Source organism: Pseudomonas atagonensis, assembly GCF_011369485.1.
Classification (GTDB): domain Bacteria; phylum Pseudomonadota; class Gammaproteobacteria; order Pseudomonadales; family Pseudomonadaceae; genus Aquipseudomonas; species Aquipseudomonas atagonensis.
In genome coordinates, this window is the sequence record NZ_VXCA01000022.1 from 19,055 (window position 1) to 43,854 (window position 24,800).

General features: G+C 59.2%; 24 protein-coding genes. 6 read left to right on the plus strand and 18 right to left on the minus strand.

What is annotated here, in order from left to right; all coding sequences use genetic code 11:
• Nucleotides 1-32: 32 nt before the first annotated feature.
• Both F2P67_RS14255 and F2P67_RS14260 read left to right on the plus strand, forming a co-directional pair.
• On the plus strand, nucleotides 33-1,457 hold the full coding sequence (locus F2P67_RS14255; RefSeq protein ID WP_166221082.1) for a gamma-aminobutyraldehyde dehydrogenase: 1,425 nt from the start codon (nucleotides 33-35) through the stop codon (nucleotides 1,455-1,457).
• 221 nt (nucleotides 1,458-1,678) lie between these two features.
• A complete protein-coding gene (locus tag F2P67_RS14260) occupies nucleotides 1,679-3,163 on the plus strand; it encodes an APC family permease (RefSeq protein WP_166221083.1) in 1,485 nt (494 codons plus the stop codon).
• Nucleotides 3,164-3,221: 58 nt separating this feature from the next.
• Here the strand turns inward: F2P67_RS14260 and F2P67_RS14265 are convergent, their stop codons facing one another.
• Entirely contained in the window at nucleotides 3,222-3,359 is a 138-nt protein-coding gene (locus F2P67_RS14265) for a hypothetical protein (RefSeq protein ID WP_246226503.1), read from the minus strand.
• Nucleotides 3,360-3,823: 464 nt separating this feature from the next.
• Entirely contained in the window at nucleotides 3,824-4,009 is a 186-nt protein-coding gene (locus tag F2P67_RS14270) for a hypothetical protein (protein WP_102357616.1), read from the minus strand.
• A gap of 404 nt (nucleotides 4,010-4,413) precedes the next feature.
• On the opposite strand from F2P67_RS14270, the gene F2P67_RS14275 reads away from it, so the two are divergent.
• A complete protein-coding gene (locus F2P67_RS14275; protein ID WP_166221084.1) occupies nucleotides 4,414-6,042 on the plus strand; it encodes a glucan biosynthesis protein D in 1,629 nt (542 codons plus the stop codon).
• Nucleotides 6,043-6,201: 159 nt separating this feature from the next.
• On the opposite strand, the gene F2P67_RS14280 is transcribed toward F2P67_RS14275, so the two are convergent.
• The 4 genes from F2P67_RS14280 to F2P67_RS14295 all read right to left on the minus strand — a co-directional run bounded on the left by F2P67_RS14280 (nucleotide 6,202) and on the right by F2P67_RS14295 (nucleotide 10,507).
• Entirely contained in the window at nucleotides 6,202-6,735 is a 534-nt protein-coding gene (locus F2P67_RS14280) for a GNAT family N-acetyltransferase (RefSeq protein WP_166221085.1), read from the minus strand.
• Nucleotides 6,736-6,824: 89 nt separating this feature from the next.
• Nucleotides 6,825-7,931, minus strand: a complete 1,107-nt coding sequence (locus F2P67_RS14285) for an NADH:flavin oxidoreductase/NADH oxidase (RefSeq protein ID WP_166221086.1) — start codon at nucleotides 7,929-7,931, stop codon at nucleotides 6,825-6,827.
• A gap of 268 nt (nucleotides 7,932-8,199) precedes the next feature.
• Nucleotides 8,200-9,909: a single-stranded-DNA-specific exonuclease RecJ gene (gene recJ / locus F2P67_RS14290; protein ID WP_166221087.1), complete on the minus strand. Its 1,710-nt coding sequence runs from the start codon at nucleotides 9,907-9,909 to the stop codon at nucleotides 8,200-8,202.
• 55 nt (nucleotides 9,910-9,964) lie between these two features.
• The gene (locus F2P67_RS14295; RefSeq protein WP_166221088.1) at nucleotides 9,965-10,507 is read right to left on the minus strand and encodes a YaeQ family protein; all 543 of its coding nucleotides are present in this window, start codon (nucleotides 10,505-10,507) and stop codon (nucleotides 9,965-9,967) included.
• A 147-nt stretch (nucleotides 10,508-10,654) separates the two neighbouring features.
• Here F2P67_RS14295 and F2P67_RS14300 point away from each other — a divergent pair, with 147 nt between their 5' ends.
• Both F2P67_RS14300 and F2P67_RS14305 read left to right on the plus strand, forming a co-directional pair.
• Nucleotides 10,655-11,854 carry a CaiB/BaiF CoA transferase family protein gene (locus F2P67_RS14300; protein WP_166221089.1) on the plus strand — a complete coding sequence of 400 codons (1,200 nt, stop codon included), beginning with the start codon at nucleotides 10,655-10,657 and terminating at the stop codon, nucleotides 11,852-11,854.
• Nucleotides 11,781-12,761, plus strand: a complete 981-nt coding sequence (locus F2P67_RS14305; RefSeq protein WP_166221090.1) for a TIGR02285 family protein — start codon at nucleotides 11,781-11,783, stop codon at nucleotides 12,759-12,761. Before F2P67_RS14300 ends, F2P67_RS14305 begins: the two co-directional genes overlap by 74 nt.
• 175 nt (nucleotides 12,762-12,936) lie before the next feature.
• Here F2P67_RS14305 and F2P67_RS14310 read toward each other — a convergent pair whose 3' ends face one another.
• The 7 genes from F2P67_RS14310 to xerD all read right to left on the minus strand — a co-directional run bounded on the left by F2P67_RS14310 (nucleotide 12,937) and on the right by xerD (nucleotide 20,260).
• On the minus strand, nucleotides 12,937-13,218 hold the full coding sequence (locus F2P67_RS14310; protein ID WP_166221091.1) for a DUF3509 domain-containing protein: 282 nt from the start codon (nucleotides 13,216-13,218) through the stop codon (nucleotides 12,937-12,939).
• A gap of 163 nt (nucleotides 13,219-13,381) precedes the next feature.
• Entirely contained in the window at nucleotides 13,382-13,789 is a 408-nt protein-coding gene (locus F2P67_RS14315) for a response regulator (protein ID WP_166221092.1), read from the minus strand.
• 117 nt (nucleotides 13,790-13,906) lie between these two features.
• On the minus strand, nucleotides 13,907-15,280 hold the full coding sequence (locus F2P67_RS14320) for a transporter substrate-binding domain-containing protein (RefSeq protein ID WP_166221093.1): 1,374 nt from the start codon (nucleotides 15,278-15,280) through the stop codon (nucleotides 13,907-13,909).
• A 119-nt stretch (nucleotides 15,281-15,399) separates the two neighbouring features.
• A complete protein-coding gene (gene thrC, locus F2P67_RS14325) occupies nucleotides 15,400-16,809 on the minus strand; it encodes a threonine synthase (protein WP_166221094.1) in 1,410 nt (469 codons plus the stop codon).
• 66 nt (nucleotides 16,810-16,875) lie between these two features.
• Nucleotides 16,876-18,180 carry a homoserine dehydrogenase gene (locus tag F2P67_RS14330; RefSeq protein ID WP_007908972.1) on the minus strand — a complete coding sequence of 435 codons (1,305 nt, stop codon included), beginning with the start codon at nucleotides 18,178-18,180 and terminating at the stop codon, nucleotides 16,876-16,878.
• Between the two features lie 131 nt (nucleotides 18,181-18,311).
• Complete coding sequence (dsbC, locus tag F2P67_RS14335) at nucleotides 18,312-19,043, minus strand: bifunctional protein-disulfide isomerase/oxidoreductase DsbC (protein WP_166221095.1); 732 nt, start codon at nucleotides 19,041-19,043, stop codon at nucleotides 18,312-18,314.
• Between the two features lie 320 nt (nucleotides 19,044-19,363).
• Nucleotides 19,364-20,260, minus strand: a complete 897-nt coding sequence (xerD, locus tag F2P67_RS14340; protein WP_166221096.1) for a site-specific tyrosine recombinase XerD — start codon at nucleotides 20,258-20,260, stop codon at nucleotides 19,364-19,366.
• A 108-nt stretch (nucleotides 20,261-20,368) separates the two neighbouring features.
• Between xerD and F2P67_RS14345 the strand changes: the two genes are divergently transcribed.
• A complete protein-coding gene (locus tag F2P67_RS14345; RefSeq protein WP_166221097.1) occupies nucleotides 20,369-22,174 on the plus strand; it encodes a cation:proton antiporter in 1,806 nt (601 codons plus the stop codon).
• Nucleotides 22,175-22,292: 118 nt separating this feature from the next.
• Here the strand turns inward: F2P67_RS14345 and F2P67_RS14350 are convergent, their stop codons facing one another.
• The 5 genes from F2P67_RS14350 to rpsP all read right to left on the minus strand — a co-directional run bounded on the left by F2P67_RS14350 (nucleotide 22,293) and on the right by rpsP (nucleotide 24,743).
• Entirely contained in the window at nucleotides 22,293-22,706 is a 414-nt protein-coding gene (locus F2P67_RS14350; RefSeq protein WP_166221098.1) for an acyl-CoA thioesterase, read from the minus strand.
• Nucleotides 22,707-22,797: 91 nt separating this feature from the next.
• On the minus strand, nucleotides 22,798-23,148 hold the full coding sequence (rplS, locus tag F2P67_RS14355) for a 50S ribosomal protein L19 (protein WP_003175895.1): 351 nt from the start codon (nucleotides 23,146-23,148) through the stop codon (nucleotides 22,798-22,800).
• A 45-nt stretch (nucleotides 23,149-23,193) separates the two neighbouring features.
• Nucleotides 23,194-23,946 carry a tRNA (guanosine(37)-N1)-methyltransferase TrmD gene (gene trmD / locus F2P67_RS14360; protein WP_003221981.1) on the minus strand — a complete coding sequence of 251 codons (753 nt, stop codon included), beginning with the start codon at nucleotides 23,944-23,946 and terminating at the stop codon, nucleotides 23,194-23,196.
• A gap of 3 nt (nucleotides 23,947-23,949) precedes the next feature.
• A complete protein-coding gene (gene rimM / locus F2P67_RS14365) occupies nucleotides 23,950-24,486 on the minus strand; it encodes a ribosome maturation factor RimM (RefSeq protein ID WP_047601381.1) in 537 nt (178 codons plus the stop codon).
• 5 nt (nucleotides 24,487-24,491) lie between these two features.
• Nucleotides 24,492-24,743: a 30S ribosomal protein S16 gene (gene rpsP / locus F2P67_RS14370; protein WP_003185073.1), complete on the minus strand. Its 252-nt coding sequence runs from the start codon at nucleotides 24,741-24,743 to the stop codon at nucleotides 24,492-24,494.
• Nucleotides 24,744-24,800 lie beyond the last annotated feature (57 nt).

A 24,800-nucleotide genomic window follows, 5' to 3' on the forward strand; every position in this document is an offset into this window, starting at 1 on the left:
AAAATAACAATTGCTTCGAAGAGGACAATCAAATGCAAACCAAACTTTTGATCAACGGCCAACTGGTCAACGGCGAAGGCCCGGCGCAACCGGTGCTCAACCCGGCGCGCGGCGAAGTGTTGGTGGAAATCAACGAGGCCACCGAGGCCCAGGTCGATGCCGCCGTGCGCGCCGCCGACAATGCCTTCGCCGAGTGGTCACAAACCGCGCCGAAAGACCGCTCGTTGCTGCTGCTCAAACTCGCCGACGCCATCGAAGCCCACGGCGAAGAACTGGCGAAACTGGAATCGGACAACTGCGGCAAACCCTACAGCGCCGCACTGAACGACGAGATCCCGGCGATTGCCGACGTGTTCCGTTTCTTCGCCGGCGCCAGCCGTTGCATGAGCGGTTCGGCCGGCGGCGAATACTTGCCCGGCCACACCTCGATGATCCGTCGCGATCCGGTCGGCGTAATCGCCTCAATCGCGCCGTGGAATTACCCGCTGATGATGGTCGCCTGGAAAATCGCCCCGGCCCTCGCCGCCGGTAATACCGTGGTGCTCAAGCCGTCGGAACAAACCCCGCTGACCGCGCTGCGTCTGGCCGAACTGGCGTCGGAAATCTTCCCGGCCGGTGTACTCAATCTGGTGTTCGGTCGTGGCCCTACTGTTGGCAGTCCGCTGGTCACGCACCCGAAAGTACGCATGGTTTCGCTGACCGGCTCCATCGCTACGGGCGCCAACATCATTTCCAGCACTGCCGACAGCGTCAAACGCATGCACATGGAACTGGGCGGCAAGGCGCCGGTGATCATCTTCGATGACGCCGATATTGATGCAGCGGTTGAAGGCATTCGTACCTTCGGTTTCTACAACGCCGGCCAGGATTGTACGGCTGCGTGCCGGATCTACGCGCAGCAAGGCATCTACGACAAATTCGTCGAGAAACTCGGCGCAGCGGTCAGCAGCATCAAGTACGGCGTGCAGGATGATCCGTCAACCGAATTGGGCCCGCTGATTACTGCGCAGCATCGCGACCGCGTCGCCGGGTTCGTCGAACGTGCAGTGGCGCAGCCACACATCCGCCTGATCACTGGCGGCAAGGCTGTCGACGGCAACGGCTTCTTCTTCGAACCGACCGTGCTGGCCGATGCGCAACAGGACGACGAGATCGTCCGCCGCGAGGTATTTGGCCCGGTGGTCTCGGTGACCAAGTTCACCGATGAAGCCCAGGCGCTGGAATGGGCCAACGATTCGGACTACGGCCTCGCGTCCTCGGTGTGGACGGCGGACGTAGGACGTGCGCATCGACTATCCGCCCGTTTGCAGTACGGCTGCACGTGGGTGAACACGCACTTCATGCTCGTCAGCGAAATGCCCCATGGCGGTCAGAAACTGTCCGGCTACGGCAAGGACATGTCCATGTATGGGCTGGAGGACTACACCACGGTTCGGCATGTGATGTTCAAGCATTGAAAAAGCATCGCGAGCAGGCTCACTCCTACGAGGGATCACATTTCAACCTGTAGGAGTGAGCCTGCTCGCGATGGCGTCAACTCCGGCTTCAAGGCAGAAACCGGCACTGCGCACCACCAGGATTCAACACCTAACAATAACTACCGAACCGGGCGGCGCCTGCATGGCCCCGCCACGGCCTCGGCCATCCGAAATCTGCCGATTTCACGGAGCAAACACACATGAGTGCATCACCCGATCTCTCAGCCGCCGTTGCCGACAGCGATGCCGAACAACTGCGCCAACTGGGCTACACCTCCAACTTCAACCGCAGCATGAGCCTGTGGGAAAACTTCGCTTTAGGCTTCACTTATCTGTCACCGGTCGTAGGGGTTTATACCCTCTTCGGCCTGTGCCTCGCCGCTGGCGGGCCACCGATGTTCTGGGCTTACTTGCTGGTCGGCTGCGGGCAACTGCTGGTGTGCCTGATCTTCGGCGAAGTGGTCTCGCAGTTCCCGATTTCCGGCGGTGTCTATCCTTGGGCGCGGCGTCTGGTGGGCAAGAAATGGGCGTGGATGGTCGGCTGGATCTATTCCATCGCCCTGTGCGTGACCATCGCCGCCGTTGCAGTCGGCGCCGGCCCGTACCTCGCGGCCATGCTGGGTTTTGAGCCGAGCAACAACACCAACATCGTTATTGCTTTGGTACTGACACTATTCGCCACCCTGGTGAATCTCAGCGGCACCAAAGTGCTGGCGCGGATCGCCATGTTCGGCTTCCTCTGCGAACTGGTGGGCGCGGTGATCGTTGGCGTGTACCTGCTGATTTTCGAGCGTCACCAACCAATCAGCGTGCTGTTCAACACCTTCGACATCAGCGTCGACGGCTCGTACCTGCCAGCATTCCTCACTGCATCACTGGCGGGGATGTTCCTCTACTACGGCTTCGAGGCCTGCGGCGACGTTGCAGAGGAAACCCCGAACCCGAGCGCAAAAATCCCGGTGGCCATGCGCATGACCATCTACATCGGCGGCATCGCGGCAATGTTCGCTTGCCTGGCACTGATCCTCGCCGTGCCGGACATGCAAGCGGTGATCAACGGCACCGACAAAGACCCGGTCACCACTATACTCAACAACGCGTTCGGCCCGGTCGGTTCGAAAGTGGTGATGGGCGTGGTGATGATTTCCTTCATCTCCTGCGTCATCAGCCTGCAAGCGGCGGCGAGCCGCCTGCTGTACTCCTACGCTCGCGATGAAATGGTTATCGGCAGCCGACTGCTGAAAAAGATTTCTCCTACGACCCAGGTTCCGGTTGCCGCGCTGTTCGTGTCCGGCGTCCTGCCCGGCCTGATCATCGCCCTCGGTTTTTTCCTGCAAGACGCCGTGGCCACCATCGTCAGCTTCGCCGCCATCGGTATCTACCTCGCGTTCCAGATGATCGTCCTCGCCGCGCTGTACGCCCGCAGCAAAGGCTGGAAACCGAGCGGCAAATTCAACCTAGGCGTCTGGGGCTGGCCGGTGAACATCGGCGCACTGGTTTACGGCGTCGGCGCAATCATCAACATGGCCTGGCCACGTACGCCGGATGCGGCTTGGTATGTGAACTATGCGATGGTGTTGAGCACCGCGATCGTGATTGGCTTGGGGCTGGTTTACATGTGGATTGGCAAACCGTATGACCATGGCAAGGCGCCGGCTGGGGATGCGTGGAAGGTGAGTCGCTAAGAGCCTGTGACCCCGGCACCGACAAGGTGCCGGGGTTCAGGAAAGCCAAGAAACATCATCAAAAAGAAAGCTCTGCCTGATCGTGTTTCAGCAAGGAAATACGATCGAAGAGTTTGATTTTTTCATTGGCTTTTTGCTTGGCATGGTCGGACATGAACGCAATCAATTCTTCGAGCTGACCGACGTCTCCGACCACTTTGAATTGCTTTTCCTTGTTGACGAAAACCAGGGACTTCTTCTTCCTCGATCTGCTTGAGAGACACCTTCATTGAATTCTCCGTTATTCGTAACAATCCTTTGAGCCCTGAAACCAAGGGCCGAGCATCTGCAGCGATGCGCAAGACTCAAACAAGTAACGGAAAAAACACGGGTTAGGGGCGGGTTCGCTGGCACCTATGCAAAAACAGGCACTTCCTACAGATACGACCCTCAGAGATAAATCCTCTTTCCTACAGAAGGTATCGATAGAGCCGACTTCCGGGATGTTCCAGAGTTAATGCAAGGCCAACGGCGGTATCCGCCACAGGAGACTTGCCGCTAAACCCCAGTGAACAAAAAAACTGTGGCGAGGGAGCTTGCTCCCTCGCCACAGGTTCATTAGCAGGTTGATTGATCTGGCCACCGTTAAAGCAAAGGGCTTTCACGGTGCCCACCCCAGCGTTAAAACCGCGAAACACTCCGCATCGCATCCACCAGATACCGCATCGCGATCCGGTCGCTCTCCGAAAGCTCCCGATATCGCTCCACCAGTTTCAGCTCGTCCGAGCTCAACCGACGTCTTCTGCGGCCGCTGCCGAGGCAGGGGAAGATGCCCAACATGTCGGTGATGCCTTGAATTTTTGCCATGGACGATGTCCTTCTCTAGTACTTCAAAGAATTGCTTAAACACCACATCGCCCTGCCCCTTACAGCAGCGCCGTGTGCCCTGCCGGCCGAATGGGTCACGCCGGTCATGCCCATAGAATAGAAATTTAATCGGCGCTGAAAAGCGGTTTTTAGAGTAATTAGTCGAGAAAAGCAGATATGTCGTATAAATCAGAATGCCCCGTAAGAAATTTAACCGACATGTCTTGTTTCATTGACACTCTGTCATTGTGCTATCAACGAATTTTGCAACGCGAGCGAACCGTTTAAGCTAGCGGGCATCTGTTTATAGTCCGTTGCGTTTGGCCGAAGGCTTGTCCGAACCGTTATTTCTGATCCAGCACGTGCCAGGAAAGGCGCGGGATTGCACAAGACAGGTTGTATTTATGCACCGCAGGAATTTGCTCAAAGCGTCCATGGCCATTGCGGCTTACACCGGTCTATCGGCTACGGGCCTGCTGGCCACCCGTGCCTGGGCAGCCAACGGCGGCGCCGCCGATGGCGAGGCTCAGGCCTTTGATTTCGAAGCGCTGAAGCGTCAGGCCAAGCAACTGGCCGGCACTGCGTATCAAGACACCAAACAGGTGCTGCCGCCGACGCTGGCAACCATGACCCCGCAAAACTTCAATGCGATCCGCTACGACGGCGAACATTCGTTGTGGAAGGAGAACAAGGGTCAACTGGACGTGCAGTTCTTCCACGTCGGCATGGGCTTCCGTCAGCCGGTACGCATGTACAGCGTCGATCCGAAGACCCGCACCGCCCGTGAGGTGCATTTCCGTCCGGCACTGTTCAACTACGAAAACACCTCGGTCGATACGCAACAGCTCAAGGGTGATCTGGGTTTTGCCGGTTTCAAATTGTTCAAGGCACCGGAACTGGATCGCCACGACGTGGTGTCTTTCCTCGGCGCCAGTTATTTCCGTGCAGTGGACGCCACTGGCCAATATGGCCTCTCCGCGCGCGGTCTGGCGATCGACACTTACGCCAAAAAACGCGAAGAATTCCCCGACTTCACCAAATTCTGGTTCGAGACGCCGGATCAGAACGCCACGCGTTTTGTGGTCTACGCCCTGCTCGACTCGCCGAGCGCCACTGGCGCGTATCGTTTCGACATCGATTGCCAGGCCGAGCGCGTGGTGATGGAAGTCGATGCGCACATCAATGCACGTACCGCCATCGAACAACTGGGCATCTCGCCGATGACCAGCATGTTCAGCTGCGGCACCCACGAGCGTCGCATGTGCGACACCATTCACCCGCAAATTCACGATTCGGATCGTCTGGCGATGTGGCGCGGCAACGGCGAGTGGATCTGCCGCCCGCTGAACAACCCGGCGACCCTGCAGTTCAACGCCTTTGCCGATACCGACCCGAAGGGTTTCGGTCTGGTACAGACCGATCACGAATTCGCCAATTATCAGGACACCGTCGACTGGTACAGCAAGCGTCCGAGCCTGTGGGTAGAACCTACGACCGCGTGGGGCGAAGGCTCCATCGACCTGCTGGAGATTCCTACAACCGGCGAGACCCTCGATAACATCGTGGCGTTCTGGACACCGAAAAAACCGGTGGCTGCCGGAGATTCGCTGAACTACGGCTACAAACTCTACTGGAGTGCTCTGCCACCCGTGGGTACGCCGCTGGCGCGAGTACATGCAACGCGCTCGGGCATGGGCGGCTTCGTCGAAGGCTGGGCACCGGGCGAGCATTACCCGCCGGTCTGGGCGCGTCGTTTTGCCGTGGACTTCACCGGTGGCGGTCTGGACCGCTTGCCGCAGGGCACCGGGATCGAGCCGGTGGTGACGTGCTCCAACGGCAAGGTGCAGGACTTCAGCGTACTGGTGCTGGACGACATCAAGGGCTACCGGATCCTGTTCGACTGGTACCCGACCAATGACAGCGTCGAGCCGGTGGAGCTGCGCTTGTTCATCCGCACCAACGACCGCACGCTGAGCGAGACCTGGCTGTACCAGTACTTCCCGCCAGCGCCGGACAAGCGTAAGTATCCTTGATGATTTGAGGCGCCTGCACGGGCCTCCTCGCGAGCAAGCCCGCTCCCACACTGGATCTCGGTCGATTACACAGTTTGTAAGCGACACGTGACCAGAGTGGGAGCGGGCTTGCTCGCGAAAGCGTCAGAACATTCAACCTCGGATATTGAAGCAACTGCGTCAGGTCAGCGGGCAATACAGATGTATGTCTTTGGGTTCTTGGTCAAACAACCCGGGGTCCGGGTGATCAACCAACCGGCAACCCTGACGCTGATAGAACTCCACGGTATTTCGTGATTCCGTGGCCGAGACATACAAGGCCTCGGCGCCTGACTGTCGGGCATGCTTACAGGCCAGTTTGAACAAGCTCACGCCAACCCCCTGCCCCCGGTAATCATGGCTGATGTGCAAAAACTTCAATTGCCGCATCGTCAGCCCCTGATTGTGAATAACCCGGTTATCCACAACCACCGCCGCCACCAACATCTCCGCTTCGAAAACCCCGTACAGCCAGCCACCGCGCCGCAGGCACTGCTCCAGCGTCAGCGCGTTTTCTTCGGCCTCCCCTTCGGGCCAGCCGCGCATGTCGAATCGTGCCGGATATAAAACCAGCGCCCCGTTTTCCACGCGATAGCATTCTTCGACCCGCTCGCTGCGATCGATCTGCGCCAGCAGCGGCAAGTCGTGCTCGGTCAGTTCTCGCTCAATCAACATCGTCGATTTCCCTGTCATCCACACACCGCAGGCAAGAAAAAACCCGCCGGTTCAATGGCGGGTTTTATAGGCTGGCAAAGGCTTGAAAATCAATCGCGCAGATCAGACTCGCGAATCGGCTGATCACGATGGGTCGCCCGCTGATATTGCGCCGGCCACACCGCTTTGCGGCCGCCCAGATCATCGTCGGCATGCAGCGGCCAGTACGGATCACGCAGCAGTTCACGGGCGAGGAAAATGATATCGGCCTGACAGGTGCGCAGGATGTGTTCGGCCTGAGCCGGCTCGGTAATCATTCCGACAGTGCCGGTGGCGATGCCTGACTCTTTGCGTACGCGCTCGGCGAAACGCGTCTGGTAACCGGGCCCCACGGGAATCTCTGCGTTAGCCGCTGTGCCGCCCGAGGAAACGTCGATCAGGTCAGCACCCAGTGTGTGCAGACGTCGCGCCAGCTCCACTGTTTCGTCCGGGTTCCAGCCGTCCTCGACCCAATCGGTGGCCGACACTCGTACGAACACCGGCAACTCTTGCGGCCAGACAGCACGTACCGCTTCGGTAACTTGCAGCACCAGACGAATGCGGTTTTCGAACGAACCTCCGTACTGATCGCGCCGTTGATTACTCAGCGGCGAGAGAAACTGGTGCAACAGATAGCCGTGAGCGGCATGCACCTCGACCACGCTGAAACCGGCGGCCAGCGCACGTTTGGCGGCCGCAACAAAGGCCTGGATGACCTCGGCGATCTGCCCTTCATCGAGCTGTTTCGGTTGCGTGTGTTGCGGATCGAAAGCAATCGGCGATGGCCCCACCGGGGTCCAGCCGCCGTCGTCCGGTTTGACGCTGCCGTGTTTGCCGATCCACGGCCGATGAGTGCTGGCCTTGCGCCCGGCGTGGGCCAGTTGAATGCCGGCGACTGCGCCTTGGGCGTTGATGAATCGGGTAATGCGTTGCAGTGGTTCGATCTGTTCGTCGTTCCACAGGCCAAGATCTTCGGCGGTGATCCGCCCGTCGGCCGTGACCGCCGTGGCTTCGGTGAAAACCAGCCCGGCACCGCCCACCGCACGACTGCCGAGGTGCACCAGATGCCAGTCATTGGCCAGGCCATCGACACTTGAGTACTGGCACATGGGTGACACGGCGATGCGGTTGGGCAGGGTCAGTTGGCGCAGGATAAAGGGTTCAAGCAGCAGACTCATGGGGCACCTCTCAAATCAGTGGGCAGGCTCCAGGGTTCTGTTTGAAAAGTCGACGAGTGACAGGAAAAGGTGCAGCACCCGCCCCCGCGGGTAAAAAATTCGACAAGACGTCACAAGGCCAATCAAGCAGTGCTTAGAGCCTAGTCGACAACCGGGGATGAAGGAGGGTTCAGAGTGATTCAGTGTGTGAAAGAATGCTTTAGCGAGCAAGCTCGCTCCCACATGGAAATGCATTTCAAATGGGGGAGCGAGCTTGCTCGCTAATGAATCAGCGCGGTTCGATGTGGGCAATCATCAACTGAACGGTTTCGTTGCCACGGAACTCGTTGACGTCGAGTTTGTAAGCCAGCTCAACCCATTGAATCGTTGGATTCGGCCAGATGTCGCGATCGATACCGAACGCGATGCCATCGAGTTTCACCGAGCCACATTCGCTTTTCAGCACCACTTTCAGATGACGCTCGCCGACCACTCGCTGCTCGACCAACTGGAACACGCCGTGGAACAGCGGCTCCGGGAAGTGCTGCCCCCAAGGCCCGGCGTGGCGCAAGGCGCGGGCCAGTTCGAGGTGAAACTCTTCGACCGCCAGGGTGCCGTCCGACAACATGCGCCCGGTCAGGTCTTCTTCGCGAAGTTGCCTACGCACTTCAGCGTCAAAGGCCTCGGCGAACAGCGGAAAATTCTCCTGCGGCAAGGTCAGTCCGGCCGCCATCGCGTGGCCACCGTATTTGGCAATCAGGTTCGGATGTTGCGCTGCCACCACACTCAGCGCATCACGGATGTGGAAACCCTGCACCGAGCGCCCCGAGCCTTTGAGCAGCCCATCACCGGCATCGGCGAAGGCGATGGTCGGGCGGAAATAGCGCTCTTTCATGCGCGACGCGAGAATGCCGATCACCCCCTGGTGCCACTCCGGGTCGAACAGGCACAGACCAAACGGCATCGACTCCACCGGCAAGTCCTTGAGTTGGGCCAGCGCTTCGCGCTGCATGCCCTGCTCGATGGATTTGCGATCCTGGTTCATGCCGTCCAGCTGCGCGGCCATTTCTCGGGCGAGATTGGCGTCGGCGGTGAGCAGGCACTCGATGCCCAGGCTCATGTCATCCAGGCGTCCTGCCGCGTTCAGACGCGGGCCGACGATGAAGCCCAGATCGGTAGAAGTGATCCGCGCGGCATCACGCTTGGCCACTTCAAGAATTGCCTTGATACCCGGTCGCGCGCGCCCGGCACGAATCCGTTCCAGCCCCTGATGCACCAGAATCCGGTTGTTGGCGTCCAGCGGCACGACGTCGGCAACGCTGCCCAGCGCCACCAGATCAAGCAGTTCGCCGATGTTCGGCTGCGGCTTGTTTTCGTACCAGCCGAGGCTGCGCAAGCGCGCGCGCAACGCCATCAACACATAAAAAATCACCCCGACCCCGGCCAGTGCCTTGCTCGGGAACTCGCAACCCGGCTGGTTCGGATTGACCAGCGCATCGGCCAGCGGCAGTTCATCGCCGGGCAAGTGGTGATCAGTAATCAACACCTTCAGGCCTGCGCGTTTCGCTGCCGCCACACCCTCAACGCTGGAAATACCGTTGTCCACGGTGATCAACAACTGTGGCTCGCGGGTCAGCGCGACTTCAACGATTTCCGGGGTCAGGCCGTAGCCATATTCGAAGCGGTTGGGCACCAGATAATCGACATGCGCCGCGCCCAGCAAGCGCAAGCCGAGCATGCCGACAGTGCTGGCCGTCGCGCCGTCCGCGTCGAAGTCACCGACGATCAGGATGCGCTGACGCTGTTCCAGCGCCGTCACCAGCAAGTCCACCGCCGCATCGATGCCTTTGAGCTGCTGGAACGGGATCAACCGCGCCAGGCTCTTGTCCAGCTCCGCTTCGGACTGCACGCCCCGCGCCGCGTAGAGGCGGGTCAGCAGCGGCGGAATGTCACCGAGAAATGGCAGAGTGGCAGGCAGTTGACGAGGTTCGATACGCATGGGGTGACGGATACTTCTCTTGAATACGTGGGATTAATCGTTTGGCAGCGCAGGATCAGCCGCGCTCACCTTGCAACCATTGCAACTGGACTTCGTGCTGACCACGGTCGTCGGTGACGAAGATCGTCCCTTCGCTGATCATCACGTCCCACTTGATGACGCGGGGCATTTCCTTGGCCAGGGTCTCCAGCACTTCTTGCGGGACCGCAGCAATGTTGACGTTTTTCAGGTTCTTGATCGCCGGGATCACTTTGGTTTCCCAGACGCGCAGGCTGCCGTAGGCCAGCAGGCTGGTACGCTCGGTGCGACGCGAGCACCAGGTCAGGCGATCGGCGTCCGGCTGACCGACTTCGATCCAGTGCAGGACGCGGTCGTCCAGGCTTTTTTCCCACAGCGCAGGTTCATCCACGTCTGACAGACCACGGCCAAACGACAGTTGTTCGTTGTACCAGAGGGCGTAGGCCAGCAACCGCACGGTCATACGCTCTTCGGTTTCCGAAGGGTGACGGGCGATGGTCTGCTTGACACTCTCGTAGACGCTGCGGTCGAGGTCGGTGAGGTTCAGTTCGAATTTATACGTGGTGGACGGCTGGGCCATGAACGGGCTTCTTGATACGGGGGAAAGTCGGCAAGTCTAACCGATGCTGTAGGCAATCATCGAATTGATGGCGATCAACCTGCGGCGCCTGACAGCCGGCTATGTTAAAACGCTGTATCCGCTCAACCTTGTCCTACAGGATTCAGCATGCCGTTTTCCAGCAAGCCGCTCAGCGGCGTGAAAGTCATTGAACTGGGTACGTTGATTGCCGGGCCGTTTGCCTCGCGCATCTGCGGCGAGTTCGGCGCCGAAGTAATCAAGATCGAATCGCCCGATGGCGGCGATCCGCTGCGCAAGTGGCGCAAATTGTATGAAGGCACGTCCTTGTGGTGGTTCGTCCAGGCGCGTAACAAGAAATCGCTGACGCTGAACCTCAAGCATCCCGACGGGTTGGCGATCCTGAAAAAACTGCTCAGTGAAGCCGACATCCTGATCGAGAACTTCCGCCCCGGTGTGCTGGAAAAACTCGGCCTGAGCTGGGAAACGCTGCACGCGCTGAACCCGAAACTGGTGATGGTCCGCCTGTCCGGTTTCGGCCAGACCGGGCCAATGAAGGATCAGCCAGGCTTCGGTGCCGTCGGCGAATCCATGGGCGGTTTGCGCTACATCACCGGTTTCGAGGACCGCCCGCCGGTACGCACCGGCATTTCCATCGGTGATTCGATTGCTGCGCTGTGGGGCGTGATCGGTGCGCTGATGGCGTTGCGTCATCGCGAAGTCAACGGTGGACTCGGCCAGGTGGTCGACGTGGCGCTGTACGAAGCGATTTTCGCGATGATGGAAAGCATGGTTCCGGAATTCGATGTGTTCGGGTTCATCCGAGAACGCACCGGCAACATCATGCCCGGCATTACGCCGTCGTCGATCCACACCAGCGCCGACGGCAAACACGTGCAGATCGGCGCCAACGGCGATGCGATTTTCAAACGCTTCATGCTGATCATCGGTCGTGAAGATCTGGCCAACGACCCGACGCTGGCCAGCAACGACGGCCGTGACAGCCGCCGCGACGAGTTGTATGGGGTGATTGATCGTTGGGTCAATTCGCTGCCCCTGCAAAGCGTGCTCGACCTGCTCAATAAGGCCGAGGTGCCGGCCAGCCGGATTTTCAGTGCCGAAGACATGTTCAACGATCCGCAGTACCTGGCGCGGGAGATGTTCCTGCAGGCAAAACTGCCGGACGGCAAAGACTTCAAGATGCCCGGCATCGTGCCGAAACTCTCTGAGACACCGGGCTCCTCCGAATGGGTCGGACCGCAGCTGGGTGAACACAATGCGCAGGTACTTACCGATCTTGGCTACGACGAGACACAGATCGCCCGGCTGCGCGAAGACGGAGCCATTTAAGCTGAAGCTTCGATCGCCATCGAACGCCAACCGCGCCCACCACTGGTGGACGTGGCGGGTGTTCGGCTTGCTGTTTCTGCTGGTCTTGTCGGCTGGCGCGCAGGCCAGACCGACGCTGATCTGGTTGCTGCGCGACCTACCGCCGTTGACCATTTTCGAAGGCCCGAAAAAGGGCCAGGGTGTGATCGACCACCTGATGCCGTTGCTCATCGCCGGCATGCCGCAATACGAACACACACTGATGCGGGTCAATCGTGCCCGCGGTCTGCAAATGCTTCACGAGAATCCCTTCGCCTGCGACCCCGCGCTGTTATGGAACAAAGAACGCGCGCAGTGGGTTGCCTATTCGATTCCGGCGATTCGCGCGGTGAGCAACGGTCTGGTGATACGGCGCAAGGATCGTGACGTGCTGGCGCCTTACCTGGTGCAGGGTGAGGTGGATCTTTCGGCGCTGTTGGCCGGTGGAGGAAGCAAAGTCGGTGTCGTCGCTCAGCGCAGCTACGGCGAATTCATCGACGAGATCCTGCACCACGCCCCCAGCGGTGCACTGACGCTGCACTACGGCAATGATGCGTTGAGCAATTTGTTGTCGATGCAGCGTCTGGGGCGATTGGCGGTGGTGCTGGGTTACTGGCCGGAGATCCGCTATCAGGCGAAACAGGCACAGATTGCCGAGGATGAACTGGAGTTTTATGCCATTCAGGGCACGGGGAAATACATCTCGGGTTACGTCGCCTGCTCCGACACCACTCAGGGCCGTCAGGCCATTGTCGAGATCAATCACTTGCTGCGCACCCTGCCTCACGACCATCTCAATCAGTTGTACGCAGACTGGCTGGATCCGGAGCGGCAAGTCGATTATCTGGAAGAAGCACGCTCGTTTTTCGAGCGTCAGGCAGCGCAATGAGCAAACAGCGGACAAAAGAAACCCCGAGAAGTGGGGAGACGACTCGGGGTTAAACGTGGTCTACAAAGGACCCGTAGCAGCAAGCGACAAGCACCGGAGCACAATGCTTGATCCTGCTGTTATGGGGTCTGACTGACAGGTATGCAGGAAGGTTCCCACAAAAAATATTTCATTTTCAGAGCAGTGGACGCTTGTCCAATGCCGCGTTGCGCAGGGCCGCGATCACGCAGGGCTCCAGTCGCCCTTCGGCAATAAGGACGTCACGGTGCAAGCCGTCGACCACATCGGTCAGCAGACGTTTGTCGCTCAATTGCGCCCGATTGAATTCGCGTTCCACGACGATGGCGCCGTTGCTGTTCTTCAACGTCACCAGGCATTCGCCCTTGATGCCGCGAGGGGTCAGCGTTACCTGATACGGGCTCAGAGCCTCACCGAGCAATAGACTGATACTTTCCATCTCGATCTCCACTCAATAGTCCGAAAACTGTGTGCCTGGGGCGTGTCCACAATAAATGACCGCCAGCCCGAGAAGAAAGTTCTGCCTGCCGGGCTTCTTCCCTGAGAGTCACCGGTCTTTCAGAGCATGCCGTGTGCAGATGACAGAAAAATAACCGTCCGCTTCAAATATTGACTGCCCGTCGGGTCGAGCGCAGGTACTCGTCCACCAGGCCCCTCATCAGTACCGCAGACACCGGCGTCTGCAGTCGCCCCAGCAGGCACAACTCGTGTTCGCGAACGATCGCGTCGAGCCCTTCGGTCAGGCTAGGAATAACACTGCCCAGCAGAATGACGGCGCGCGCCCGTTGCTGAAAGGCCAGATGCTGGATCAGCGCCATGCCCTCGCCTCTTTTGAGTTGCGGATCGCAGATCGCGATGTCGACCGCACCACGATGCCCCAACGAACGCAACGCCGATGCCAGCGACGGCGCCGTCATGACGTCGTAGATGCCCATTGCGTTGAGCATCTGGTGCAGTGCCATCAGTTGAAACGGGTTGTGTTCAAGAATCAGGACTTTGAGCGAGCGCATGGACGACCTCTGACACGACAATCGCGGACTCTCACCGCCGTTGCCCCTCACTCTAGGGCAGCCGTCTTCAGCCTCCCATCGGAAAAGTAGCCAAGTCGTGAAGGAAACTTCCTTACTTCATTGCAGGCATCGGCAGTCACTGTTTTTGCGCCGCTGAGTGATGTCCGTCCAGCCACCCAACAGCCCGCGCAAACTGCCGTCGGCACTGTAGAACGGCACAGTCCACTGATAAATCTCGCGAGGCCCGTTCTTGAACTGCAGCTGACGTTTGCTGAAGCGCGTCTTGCGGGTATTGAGTTGCACCATGAATTCGTCGTGCAGCATCAGCGAAGTGGCTTCAGGCAGCGCATCAACTTCGAGCAGCGAGCGCCCCTGCACCTGATCGAAACGAATCGACAGTGCGTCCTCATAACTGCGGTTGCATTTGAGCAACCGGCCCTGCAGATCGCGGACAAACATCGGGTCAGGCATGGCATCGAACAACGCGTGCTGGAATGCCAGTTGATCACCCAGACTTCGCTCGGCTTCACGCTGCTTTTTGATCACCGCACTGAGACGACGATTCCAGACCATCGAGAGCAGACCGAATACGCCGACAATCCCCATCACCCAGCAACCCCAATCGATGACCTGCTGCCAGAGCGAGGGCTGCGCGACCGGCGAGATGCCGTTCAGCCATTTCAGACGGATTGCCCGCAACTCTGCCGGGGGGAACGCCTCCAGGGCTTTGTTGAGGATGCTCAGCAACTCTGGTTGCCCTTTGCGCACGGCCAGATGATCGGCCTCCCACTTGCCTTCCAGCAGGTCGCCGACCTTGAGCAACCCGGAAGGAAACAATTGCGCTCCGATTTCGTTCTCAATGGTGGCGTAAGCGTCGCCGCTTTCTACCAGCGCACGGGCTTCGGCATGGGTCTTGACCGAACGAATCTCGATGGACGGATAGTTGCGTCGCAGCACGCCCTCCAGAGCGTGCCGTGCCGGCAATACCAGCACTCGCTTGGCCAACTGCTCCAGCGAGCCGATTGTCGGTTGATCGGCACGCCCGACAAACACCCAGCCGGCGCCACCGAACGCATGGCTGAAATCGAGGAACCTTTTACGCTCCTCATTCACCGCCAACGTTGTGCTGATATCCGCCGTGCCCTTTTCCAGACGTTCAAGCATCTGATCGGTGGAGAACGACTCCTGATGAACAAACATCAGACCGGTCATGGCACTGATGCGGCCCAGCACATCGTTGTTCAAACCGCTCCAGTGGCCGTGTTTGTCCTGGAACAGGTACAGCGGATATTGCACAGATGCCACGGTCACCTGCGGATTATTTTTGATCCACTGGCGCTCGTGTTCATCAAGCGCTATCGATGGCGTCGGGTTTAATGCCGCGCCCTCGTGCAGGGCCAACTGAGCCGCCATGCTCGATTGCCCCAACCCGATCAACACCCACAAAAGCACCCGGCTCAGGGCCGGTTTCAATCCTCGTTCAAACAGCATTGCCACTTCCTTCGTGATCGACTCACCCGTCCTTCGTGGGTGAAAACCCGAGCAGTGTGGCAGCAGAAACAAAAAAGCCCGTCAGGAGACGGGCTTCAAAATGTGACAGGTTTTTCGGATTAAAGCGGCTTGCCGCGGTTGCCATGCTGACTGACAAAGGCTTGCACGGCTTTCAGCTCGTTTGGCAGAACGGTGCAGCGCTCGTTTCGCTCAAACAAATCAGAAAGATGTGCAGGTAGTTCGAGAGCTTTTCCTACACCGGCCTTTTCCACCGCATCCGGGAATTTCACCGGATGGGCCGTGCCCAGAATCACCATCGGGATGTCGAGGCTGCGACGACATTCGCGTGCAGCCTTGACGCCGATAGCGGTGTGCGGATCCAGCACTTCGCCTGTCTGCTCGTAAACTTCGGCAATGGTTTCGCAGGTTTGCGCATCATCCACGGCCAGCGAGTCGAACAGTTTGCGTGCTTCGGTCCAGCGCTCTTGCTCGACGCTGAAGCTGCCGTCCTTCTTGAACGAGTCCATCAGACCGGCAATCGCCGCGCCGTTGCGACCGTGCAGGTCGAACAGCAGGCGTTCGAAGTTCGACGAGACCATGATGTCCATCGACGGCGACAGGGTGGCGTGCAGGGTTTCCTTGACGTACTGATTGCCGCTCATGAAGCGGTGCAGGATGTCGTTGCGGTTGGTGGCGACGATCAACTGGTTGATCGGCAGGCCCATGTTGCGCGCCAGGTAACCGGCGAAGATGTCGCCGAAGTTGCCGGTTGGCACCGAGAACGACACCGAACGCGCCGGGCCGCCCAACTGCAGGGCTGCGTGGAAGTAGTAAACGATCTGGGCCATGATCCGCGCCCAGTTGATCGAGTTCACGGCGACCAGACGCGTGCCTTTGAGGAAGCTCTGATCGGCGAAGCTCGCCTTGACCATTTCCTGGCAGTCATCGAAGTTGCCTTCGATGGCGATGTTGTGGATGTTCTCACCGAAAATCGTCGTCATCTGGCGACGCTGCACCTCGGACACACGGTTGTGCGGGTGCAGGATGAAGATGTCGACGTTTTCGCAGTGCTTGCAGCCTTCGATGGCGGCCGAACCGGTGTCACCGGAGGTGGCGCCGACGATGACCACGCGCTCGCCGCGCTTTTCCAGCACGTAATCGAGCAGACGACCAAGCAATTGCAGGGCGAAGTCTTTGAACGCCAGGGTCGGGCCGTGGAACAGCTCGAGCACCCATTCGTTGCCGTTCAGCTGACGCAGCGGCGCAACGGCATTGTGGGCAAACACACCGTAGGTTTCTTCAAGAATCTTTTTGAAATCGGCGTCGGGGATGCTGCCGGTGACAAACGGGCGCATGACGCGGAAGGCCAGCTCGTGATACGGCAGGCCAGCCCAGGAAGCGATTTCTTCCTGGGTGAAGCGTGGCAGGTTTTCCGGGACGTACAGACCGCCGTCGGTGGCGAGACCGGCCAGCAGGACGTCTTCGAAATTCAGGGCCGGTGCCTGGCCGCGGGTACTGATGTAACGCATGACTGACTCCAATGGAGAGTGTTCGCAATGCCGGGCACGCGCACGGGCCCGGTGAACGATGACGACTTAGTTCAGGTGCTCGACGCGGATCCGTACGACCGGACCATTCACGCCGGCCAGCGCTTCGAGGGCGGCGATCGCGTCGTTGATGCGCTGCTCGACCACGCGGTGGGTCAGCAGGATCATTGGCACCAGACCGTCGTGTTCCTCGACTTCCTTCTGCATGATCGACTCGATGTTGATGCCGCGCTCCGAGAGGATGCTCGCCACCTGAGCCAGTACGCCCGGATGATCCTTGGCCTGAATGCGCAGGTAGTAGGCGCTTTCGCAGGCTTCGATCGGCAGGATCGGATGGGCCGACAGCGAATCTGGCTGGAAGGCCAGGTGCGGCACGCGGTTTTCCGGGTCGGAGGTCATGGCGCGAACCACATCCACCAGATCGGCGATCACCGACGAAGCGGTCGGCTCCATGCCGGCGCCAGCGCCGTAGAACAGGGTCGAACCGGCAGCGTCACCGTTGACCATCACCGCGTTCATCACGCCATTGACGTTGGCGATCAGGCGATCGGCCGGGATCAGCGTCGGGTGTACGCGCAGCTCGATGCCGGCGGCGGTGCTGCGTGCCACACCGAGGTGCTTGATGCGGTAGCCCAGCGCTTCGGCGTAGTTCACGTCGGCGGTGGTCAGCTTGGTGATGCCTTCGGTGTAAGCCTTGTCGAACTGCAGCGGAATGCCGAACGCGATGGAGGCCAGAATCGTCAGCTTGTGCGCCGCGTCGATGCCTTCGACGTCGAAGGTCGGATCGGCTTCGGCATAGCCCAGCGCCTGCGCTTCGGCCAGCACGTCTTCGAAGGTACGACCCTTCTCGCGCATTTCGGTGAGGATGAAGTTACCGGTGCCGTTGATGATCCCGGCAACCCAGTTGATGCGGTTGGCGGACAGGCCTTCACGGATCGCCTTGATCACCGGAATGCCACCAGCCACCGCCGCTTCGAACGCCACGATTACGCCTTTCTCGCGTGCCTTGGCGAAAATTTCATTACCGTGAACGGCAATCAGAGCCTTGTTCGCGGTGACCACATGCTTGCCATTCTCGATGGCCTTGAGTACCAGCTCGCGGGCAACGGTGTAGCCGCCCATCAGCTCTATGACGATGTCGATCTCAGGGTTCGTGGCCACTTCGAAGACATCGTTGGTAATCGCAATACCGGTCGTCTGGAACTGAGGCTTTGGCGTGCGCATGGCAATTTGTGCCACTTCGATTCCACGCCCGGCACGACGAGCAATTTCCTCGGCGTTGCGCTGAAGTACGTTGAAGGTTCCGCCACCGACGGTCCCTAACCCACAGATGCCTACTTTGACCGGATTCACTGTGAACTCCCCATAAAACGGCCGACTCAGGGTCGGCCGGAAAACAACCGCGTGCTCGCGGCTCTCTATTAATGGCCCGGCGGTGCTGCTGCCGGACCATGATCGTCAAAGGCTGACCGTGACGATGCGAATTACTTCGCGCCCAGCGCCAGTTTGGCGACTTGTGGCGCAGGCTGGTAGCCCGGAATGACTTGTCCGTCGGCCAAAACGATGGCCGGTGTGCCATTCACGCCGATCGACTGACCGAGAGCGAACTGTTTCGAAACCGGGTTCTCGCACTTGGCGGCTTTGATTTCCTTGCCATCGACCATTTTGTCCATGGCAGCTTTCTTGTCTTTCGAGCACCACACCGCTTGCAGTTGCTCGTCACCTGGCGAGCCGAGGCCCTGACGCGGGAACGCCACGTAACGCACCTCGATGCCACGCTTGTTCAGCTCCGGCACTTCGGCGTGCAGTTTGTGGCAGTACGGGCAGGTGGTGTCGGTGAACACGGTGATGTGCGATTTGGTTTCGCCCACAGCCGGGTAGACCACGGTTTCGGCAACCGGAATGGCGTTGATCAGTTTGGAGATGCCCAGGCGTTCGGTCTTCTCGGTCAGGTTGACCGGTTTGCCGTCCTTGAGCTGGAACAGGTAGCCCTGAACGATGTACTGGCCATCGGCGCTGGCGTAGAGGACGCGGCTGCCCTTGAGTTTGACTTCGTACATGCCCGGCAACGGGCTGGCGCTGATGCTTTCGACCGGAACCTCGAGTTCGAGTTTTTCCAGGCTTTGACGAATCGCTTTGTCGGCCGCGTCATCGGCGACGGCAAAGGTGCTGACCAACGCAATGGCTGCGGCGGCGAAAATCTGGGTCAGACGCATGATAACTCCTGAAGGCGGACAAATGGATCGGTCAGAACGCCCGTGCCGGAACACCGGGTCATAACCGTCCATCGTGCAAACCGGCAAAGCCTAACACATAAGAACACGGTGGCCGAATGCGCCTGATACAAGACACTCAGACCAACTGACACACATTATTGTGGCGAGGGGATTTATCCCCGTTGGGTAGCGAAGCAGCCCCAAAAACATCCACTGCGAGTTACCAGGAAAAACGAGCCAGCCGGATTAGCGACTGCTGCGCAGTCGGACGGGAATAAATTCCCTCGCCACAGATCAGTATTCCAACATTGGTGGATGTTTTAGCCACGCGGATGATGTTTGGCATGCAGATCCTGCAAGCGGGCGCGGGCGACGTGGGTGTAAATCTGCGTGGTCGACAAGTCACTGTGCCCGAGCAGCATCTGCACCACGCGCAAGTCCGCGCCGTGGTTGAGCAGGTGCGTGGCAAACGCATGGCGCAGGGTATGCGGCGACAGCGATTTGCCGATCCCGGCGACCTTGGCCTGATGCTTGATACGGTGCCAGAACGTCTGGCGCGTCATCTGCTCGCCGCGCTGGCTGGGAAACAGCACATCGCTGGGCCGCCCGCCGAGCAGTTCGCTGCGACCATCGCGCATATAACGCTCGACCCAGACAATCGCCTCCTCGCCCATCGGCACCAGGCGCTCTTTGCTGCCCTTGCCCATCACCCGCAATACGCCCTGACGCAGGTTGACCTGTTCCAGGGTCAGGCTGATCAGTTCGGTCACCCGCAGGCCGCAGGCATAAAGGACTTCGAGCATGGCGCGGTCACGCTGGCCGATGGATTCGCTCAGATCGGGCGCCTTCAGCAAGGCTTCGACGTCGGCTTCCGACAGGGATTTGGGCAATGGCCTACCCAACTGCGGCATGTCGACACGCAAGGTCGGATCGACGCTGATGAGCTTTTCACGCAGCAGATAACGATAAAAGCCACGCACACCGGAGAGAAATCTCGCGGTGGAGCGCGGCTTGTAGTTCTGTTCCAGCCGCCAGGCCAGGTGATCGAGAATCAGCTCACGTCCGGCGTTGGCCAGCTCGAGGTTTTTCTCCTGCAACCAGCCATTGAACAGGGCCAGATCGCTGCGATAAGCGTCGCGGGTGTTGTCGGACAGGCCTTTTTCCAGCCACAGGGCGTCGAGAAATTGGTCAATCAGCGGGTGGTCGATGGCAGGCATGGGCGCTCAAGACACGCAGGCGCAGGCACTGCGTACAAATAAAGAGTGAACGGTTGAAATCGCCGCTAGTCTTTCATAGCCCGCTATTTCAAGGAACAGGGAGCATCAATGAACGAGCAGCAAATTCTATTGGCCTTTGGCGGGATCGGCGCGGCGGCGCTGGGTTGTCAGTGGCTGGCCTGGCGCCTGAAGCTGCCGGCGATTTTGTTTTTGTTGCTGACTGGCATTCTGGTCGGCCCGGTACTGGGCTGGCTCGATCCGCAGGAAATGTTCGGGCCGCTGCTGATGCCGCTGGTGTCGTTGGCGGTGGCGCTGATTCTGTTCGAAGGCAGCATGACGCTGCACCTCTCGGAATGGCGCGAGATTGGAAGCGTGGTGCATCGATTGGTGACCGTCGGCGCGATTTCCACCTGGATCGTCATCGCGGTCGCGACGCACTTTCTGCTGGGCTTCGACTGGATGCTAGCCATCCTGTTCGGCAGCCTGACGCTGGTCACCGGCCCGACGGTGATTGTGCCGATGCTGCGGGTGGTGCGCCCCAAGGCGTCGATTGCCAACATCCTGCGCTGGGAAGGCATCGTCATCGATCCGATCGGCGCGCTGCTCGCGGTGGTGGTTTACAGCTTCATCATCGCCAGCGCCGAAGGGCATGGCCTCAAACAGAGCCTGTTGACCTTTGGCGGTGTGATTCTGTGCGGCAGCGTCTTCGGCATCGCCGGCGGCTGGTTGCTCGGCACGATCATCCGTCGCCAGTGGTTGCCGGAATACCTGCATAACCTCGCCTCGCTGGCGGCAGTGCTGGGGATTTTCATCGCGGCCAACGAAGTCATGCACGAGTCGGGCCTGCTGGCAGTGACGCTGATGGGCATGTGGCTGGCCAACATGAAAGGCGTGGACGTGCGGCACATCCTGCACTTCAAGGAAAACCTCAGCGTCCTGCTGATCTCTGGCCTGTTCATTCTGCTGGCAGCTCGCCTGGACTTGAACGCCTTGATTGGCCTTGGCCCGCTGGTGCTGATTTTGCTGCTGGTGATTCAACTGATCGCCCGGCCGCTGAACGTCTTGCTGAGCACCGCCGGCTCCAGTCTGAACTGGCGCGAGCGCGCCCTGTTGTGCTGGATCGCGCCGCGCGGGATCGTCGCGGCGGCGGTTTCGGCGATTTTTGCCATTCGTCTGGATGAAGCAGGTCACGAAGGCGCCCTGCTGCTGGTGCCGCTGACCTTCGCCGTGATTATCGGCACCGTGGTGCTGCAAAGCGCCACCGCGCGGCCATTGGCGCGCATGCTCAATGTCGCTGAACCCGCGCCCAGCGGCTTCCTGATTGTTGGTGCCAATGGCCCGGCGCGCCTGCTCGGCAAATCATTGCAGCAACTCGGCAGTCGGGTATTACTCACCGATTCGAGCTGGGAAAACATTCGGGCGGCGCGCATGGAAGGCTTGCCGACGTACTTCGGCAACCCGGCCTCGCAGCATGCCGATGCGCATCTGGATCTGGTCGGTTTGGGGCATTTGCTGGCGCTGTCGCCGTCGGGTGAACTCAACACGCTGGCGGCGATGCGCTTTCGCCATGACTTCGGCCATCAGCGCCTGTTCGGCCTGGCCAGCGGCCAGGAAAGTCGACGCAGCGACAAACATCGCGCCAGCCTCGAACATCGTGGCAATCAACTGGGTAGCGAAGCGTTCACCTATACGAAGCTGGCCAGCCAGATGGGACAGGGGGCCGAGTTGTACAGCACAACGTTGACGGATGGTTTTGGCTGGGAGGATTACCAGGCGCTGCATGGCAATCGGGCGACCCTGCTGTTCATGCGCGATGACAGTGACTGGGTGCACGTGGTGACGCCGGAGACGGCGCTGAAGCCGGCGTCGGGTTGGACGTTGCTCGCTTTGATTCAGCCTGAGAGCAGCGCCTGATCTGACGCCTTCGCGAGCAAGCCCGCTCCCACAGATTCTGTGCCCGACACAATTTTTGTGATCGACACGCCCGCTGTGGGAGCGGGCTTGCACGCGAATGGCACGACTCGGGATCAAATCAGACAGCAAAGCCCGGCAGCACCGGCACAGGTCGCTTGTCGTCATCAATGGCAACAAAGCTGAACTGACCGTGGATCGCCTTTTCGCGCCCATCACAGCTCATGCTTTCAACAAACACTTCCACCTCGACCTTGAGGCTGGTGTTACCGACCTTGATCACCTTTCCCACCAGCTCGACGATCGAGCCGGCCGGGATCGCGTGGTTGAAGTCGATGCGATCAGTCGACACAGTCACCAGCGGCAAACGGCAAAAACGCGTGGCGGTGATGAACGACACTTCGTCCATCCACGCCAGCGCAGTGCCGCCGAAGAGGGTGTTGTGGTGATTGGTGGTTGGCGGGAAGACGGCTTTGGTTACGCGGGTCACCGAGAGTTCGGTGCGGCGCTGGATTTCCTGGTCACGAGTGGTCATGGATCTGGCCTGAAACAAAAATGCTGTGGATAAATTGCAGGCAACAAAAAAGCAGCCCGTAGGCTGCTTTTTTCTGCATCGGAAGCTGGACTTAAGCCAGTTTTTCCTTGATGCGAGCTGCTTTACCCGACAGGTCGCGCAGGTAGTACAGCTTGGCTTTACGTACGTCACCGCGACGTTTAACAGCCATGCTGTCGATCTGCGGAGAGTAGGTCTGGAAAGTACGTTCTACGCCAACACCGTTGGAGATTTTACGAACGGTGAACGCACTGTTCACGCCGCGGTTACGCTTGGCGATTACAACGCCTTCGAACGCTTGCAGACGGGAACGATCGCCTTCCTTCACTTTCACCTGAACGACGATGGTGTCGCCCGGGGCAAAGGTAGGGATTTCTTTGGTCATCTGCTCTGCTTCGAGTGCAAGGATGATTTTGTTGGTCATGCTGTGCTCCTAAGGTAAATCAACTGATCTACCATCGATACGTTGTTAACTATCGTCCCGCTCGCGGATGTATTCCTCGAGCAGCTTCTTCTCTTCTCCAGAAAGCGAGCGGCTTTCCAGAAGATCGGCGCGTCGTTCATAGGTCCTACCAAGGGACTGCTGTAAACGCCAACGCCGGATATGCGCGTGATTGCCACTCAGCAACACGTCGGGAACACGCTGATCCGCATACACCTCAGGTCGGGTATAGTGCGGGCAATCCAGCAGACCATCCGTAAAGGAATCTTCCTCAGCGGAATCCGCATGCCCTAAAGCTCCGGGCAGCAGTCGTGTAACCGCATCGATCATGACCATGGCCGGCAGCTCGCCGCCAGACAACACATAGTCACCAATCGACCACTCTTCATCGACATGAGCCTCAATAAAACGCTCGTCAATGCCTTCATAGCGACCGGCAATCAGGATCAATGCATCCGATTTCGCCAGTTCGCGTACCGCCGACTGAGTCAGCTGACGGCCTTGGGGGGACAGGTAAATCACCTTCGCCGCCTCCCCGGCTGCTGCCTTGGCCTGAACCAGAGCATCTTCCAGGGGTTTGATCTTCATCACCATGCCCGGACCACCGCCAAACGGGCGATCGTCCACAGTGTGATGCCGATCCGTCGTGTAATCCCGCGGATTCCAACAGGTCAGCTGCAAGAGCCCCTGTTTGACCGCTCGACTGGTAATGCCGTATTCACTGATGGCCGAGAACATCTCGGGGAACAACGTTATGACGTCTACGCGCAGGCTGGCCATTGCTTAGAAGTCCGCATCCCATTCCACCCGCATCACGCCAGCTTCCAGGTCGATTGCCAGCACGCATTGCTCCGTATAGGGCAACAACCGCTCGCGATCATCCAGGCTGCCCGCGCAGGGCTTGACCACCAATACATCGTTCGCGCCGGTCTCCAACAGGTGATCAACCTTGCCGAACAATTGCTCGTCCTGGTTGATGACGCTCAGACCCTGCAACTGGTACCAGTAGTACTCGTCGCCTGTCAGGTTGGGCAAAAGGCTTCGAGAGATGCAAATCTCATAACCGCTCAGAAGACGCGCTTCATCACGATCATCGAGGCCTTTGAGCTTGGCAACCAGATCCTTTTGAGTGGATCGGCCGCTGACCAGCTCGACCTGCTTGACCACGCCTTCGCGCCGAAGCGTCCAGTTGCGGTAATCCAACAGGTTTTCAATCGGATCGGTAAAGGAAAAGACCTTCACCTCGCCGCGAACGCCGTGAACCGAAAAAATCTTGCCGACAACGATCAGGTCATCAGCTTTTTCTGGCGTCGCGCTCATACTGCTCAGGCTGCAGCCTTGGCAGATTCCTTCAGCAACTGAGCAACACGCTCAGAAGGCTGTGCACCAACGCTCAGCCAGTAGGCAACGCGCTCTTGGTTCACGGACAGACGGATTTCCTGACCACGGGCAACAGGGTTGAAGAAGCCAACCTGTTCTTTGTGGGAGCCGTCACGCGGGTTACGCGAGTCGGTTACGGTCAGGTGGTAAAACGGGCGCTTTTTGGAGCCGCCAAGGGCAAGACGGATTGTTAGCATGTGAACATCGTTCCTGTAGTCGGTGCTGCAAATCTAAATGCACAGCGGGCATGGGTG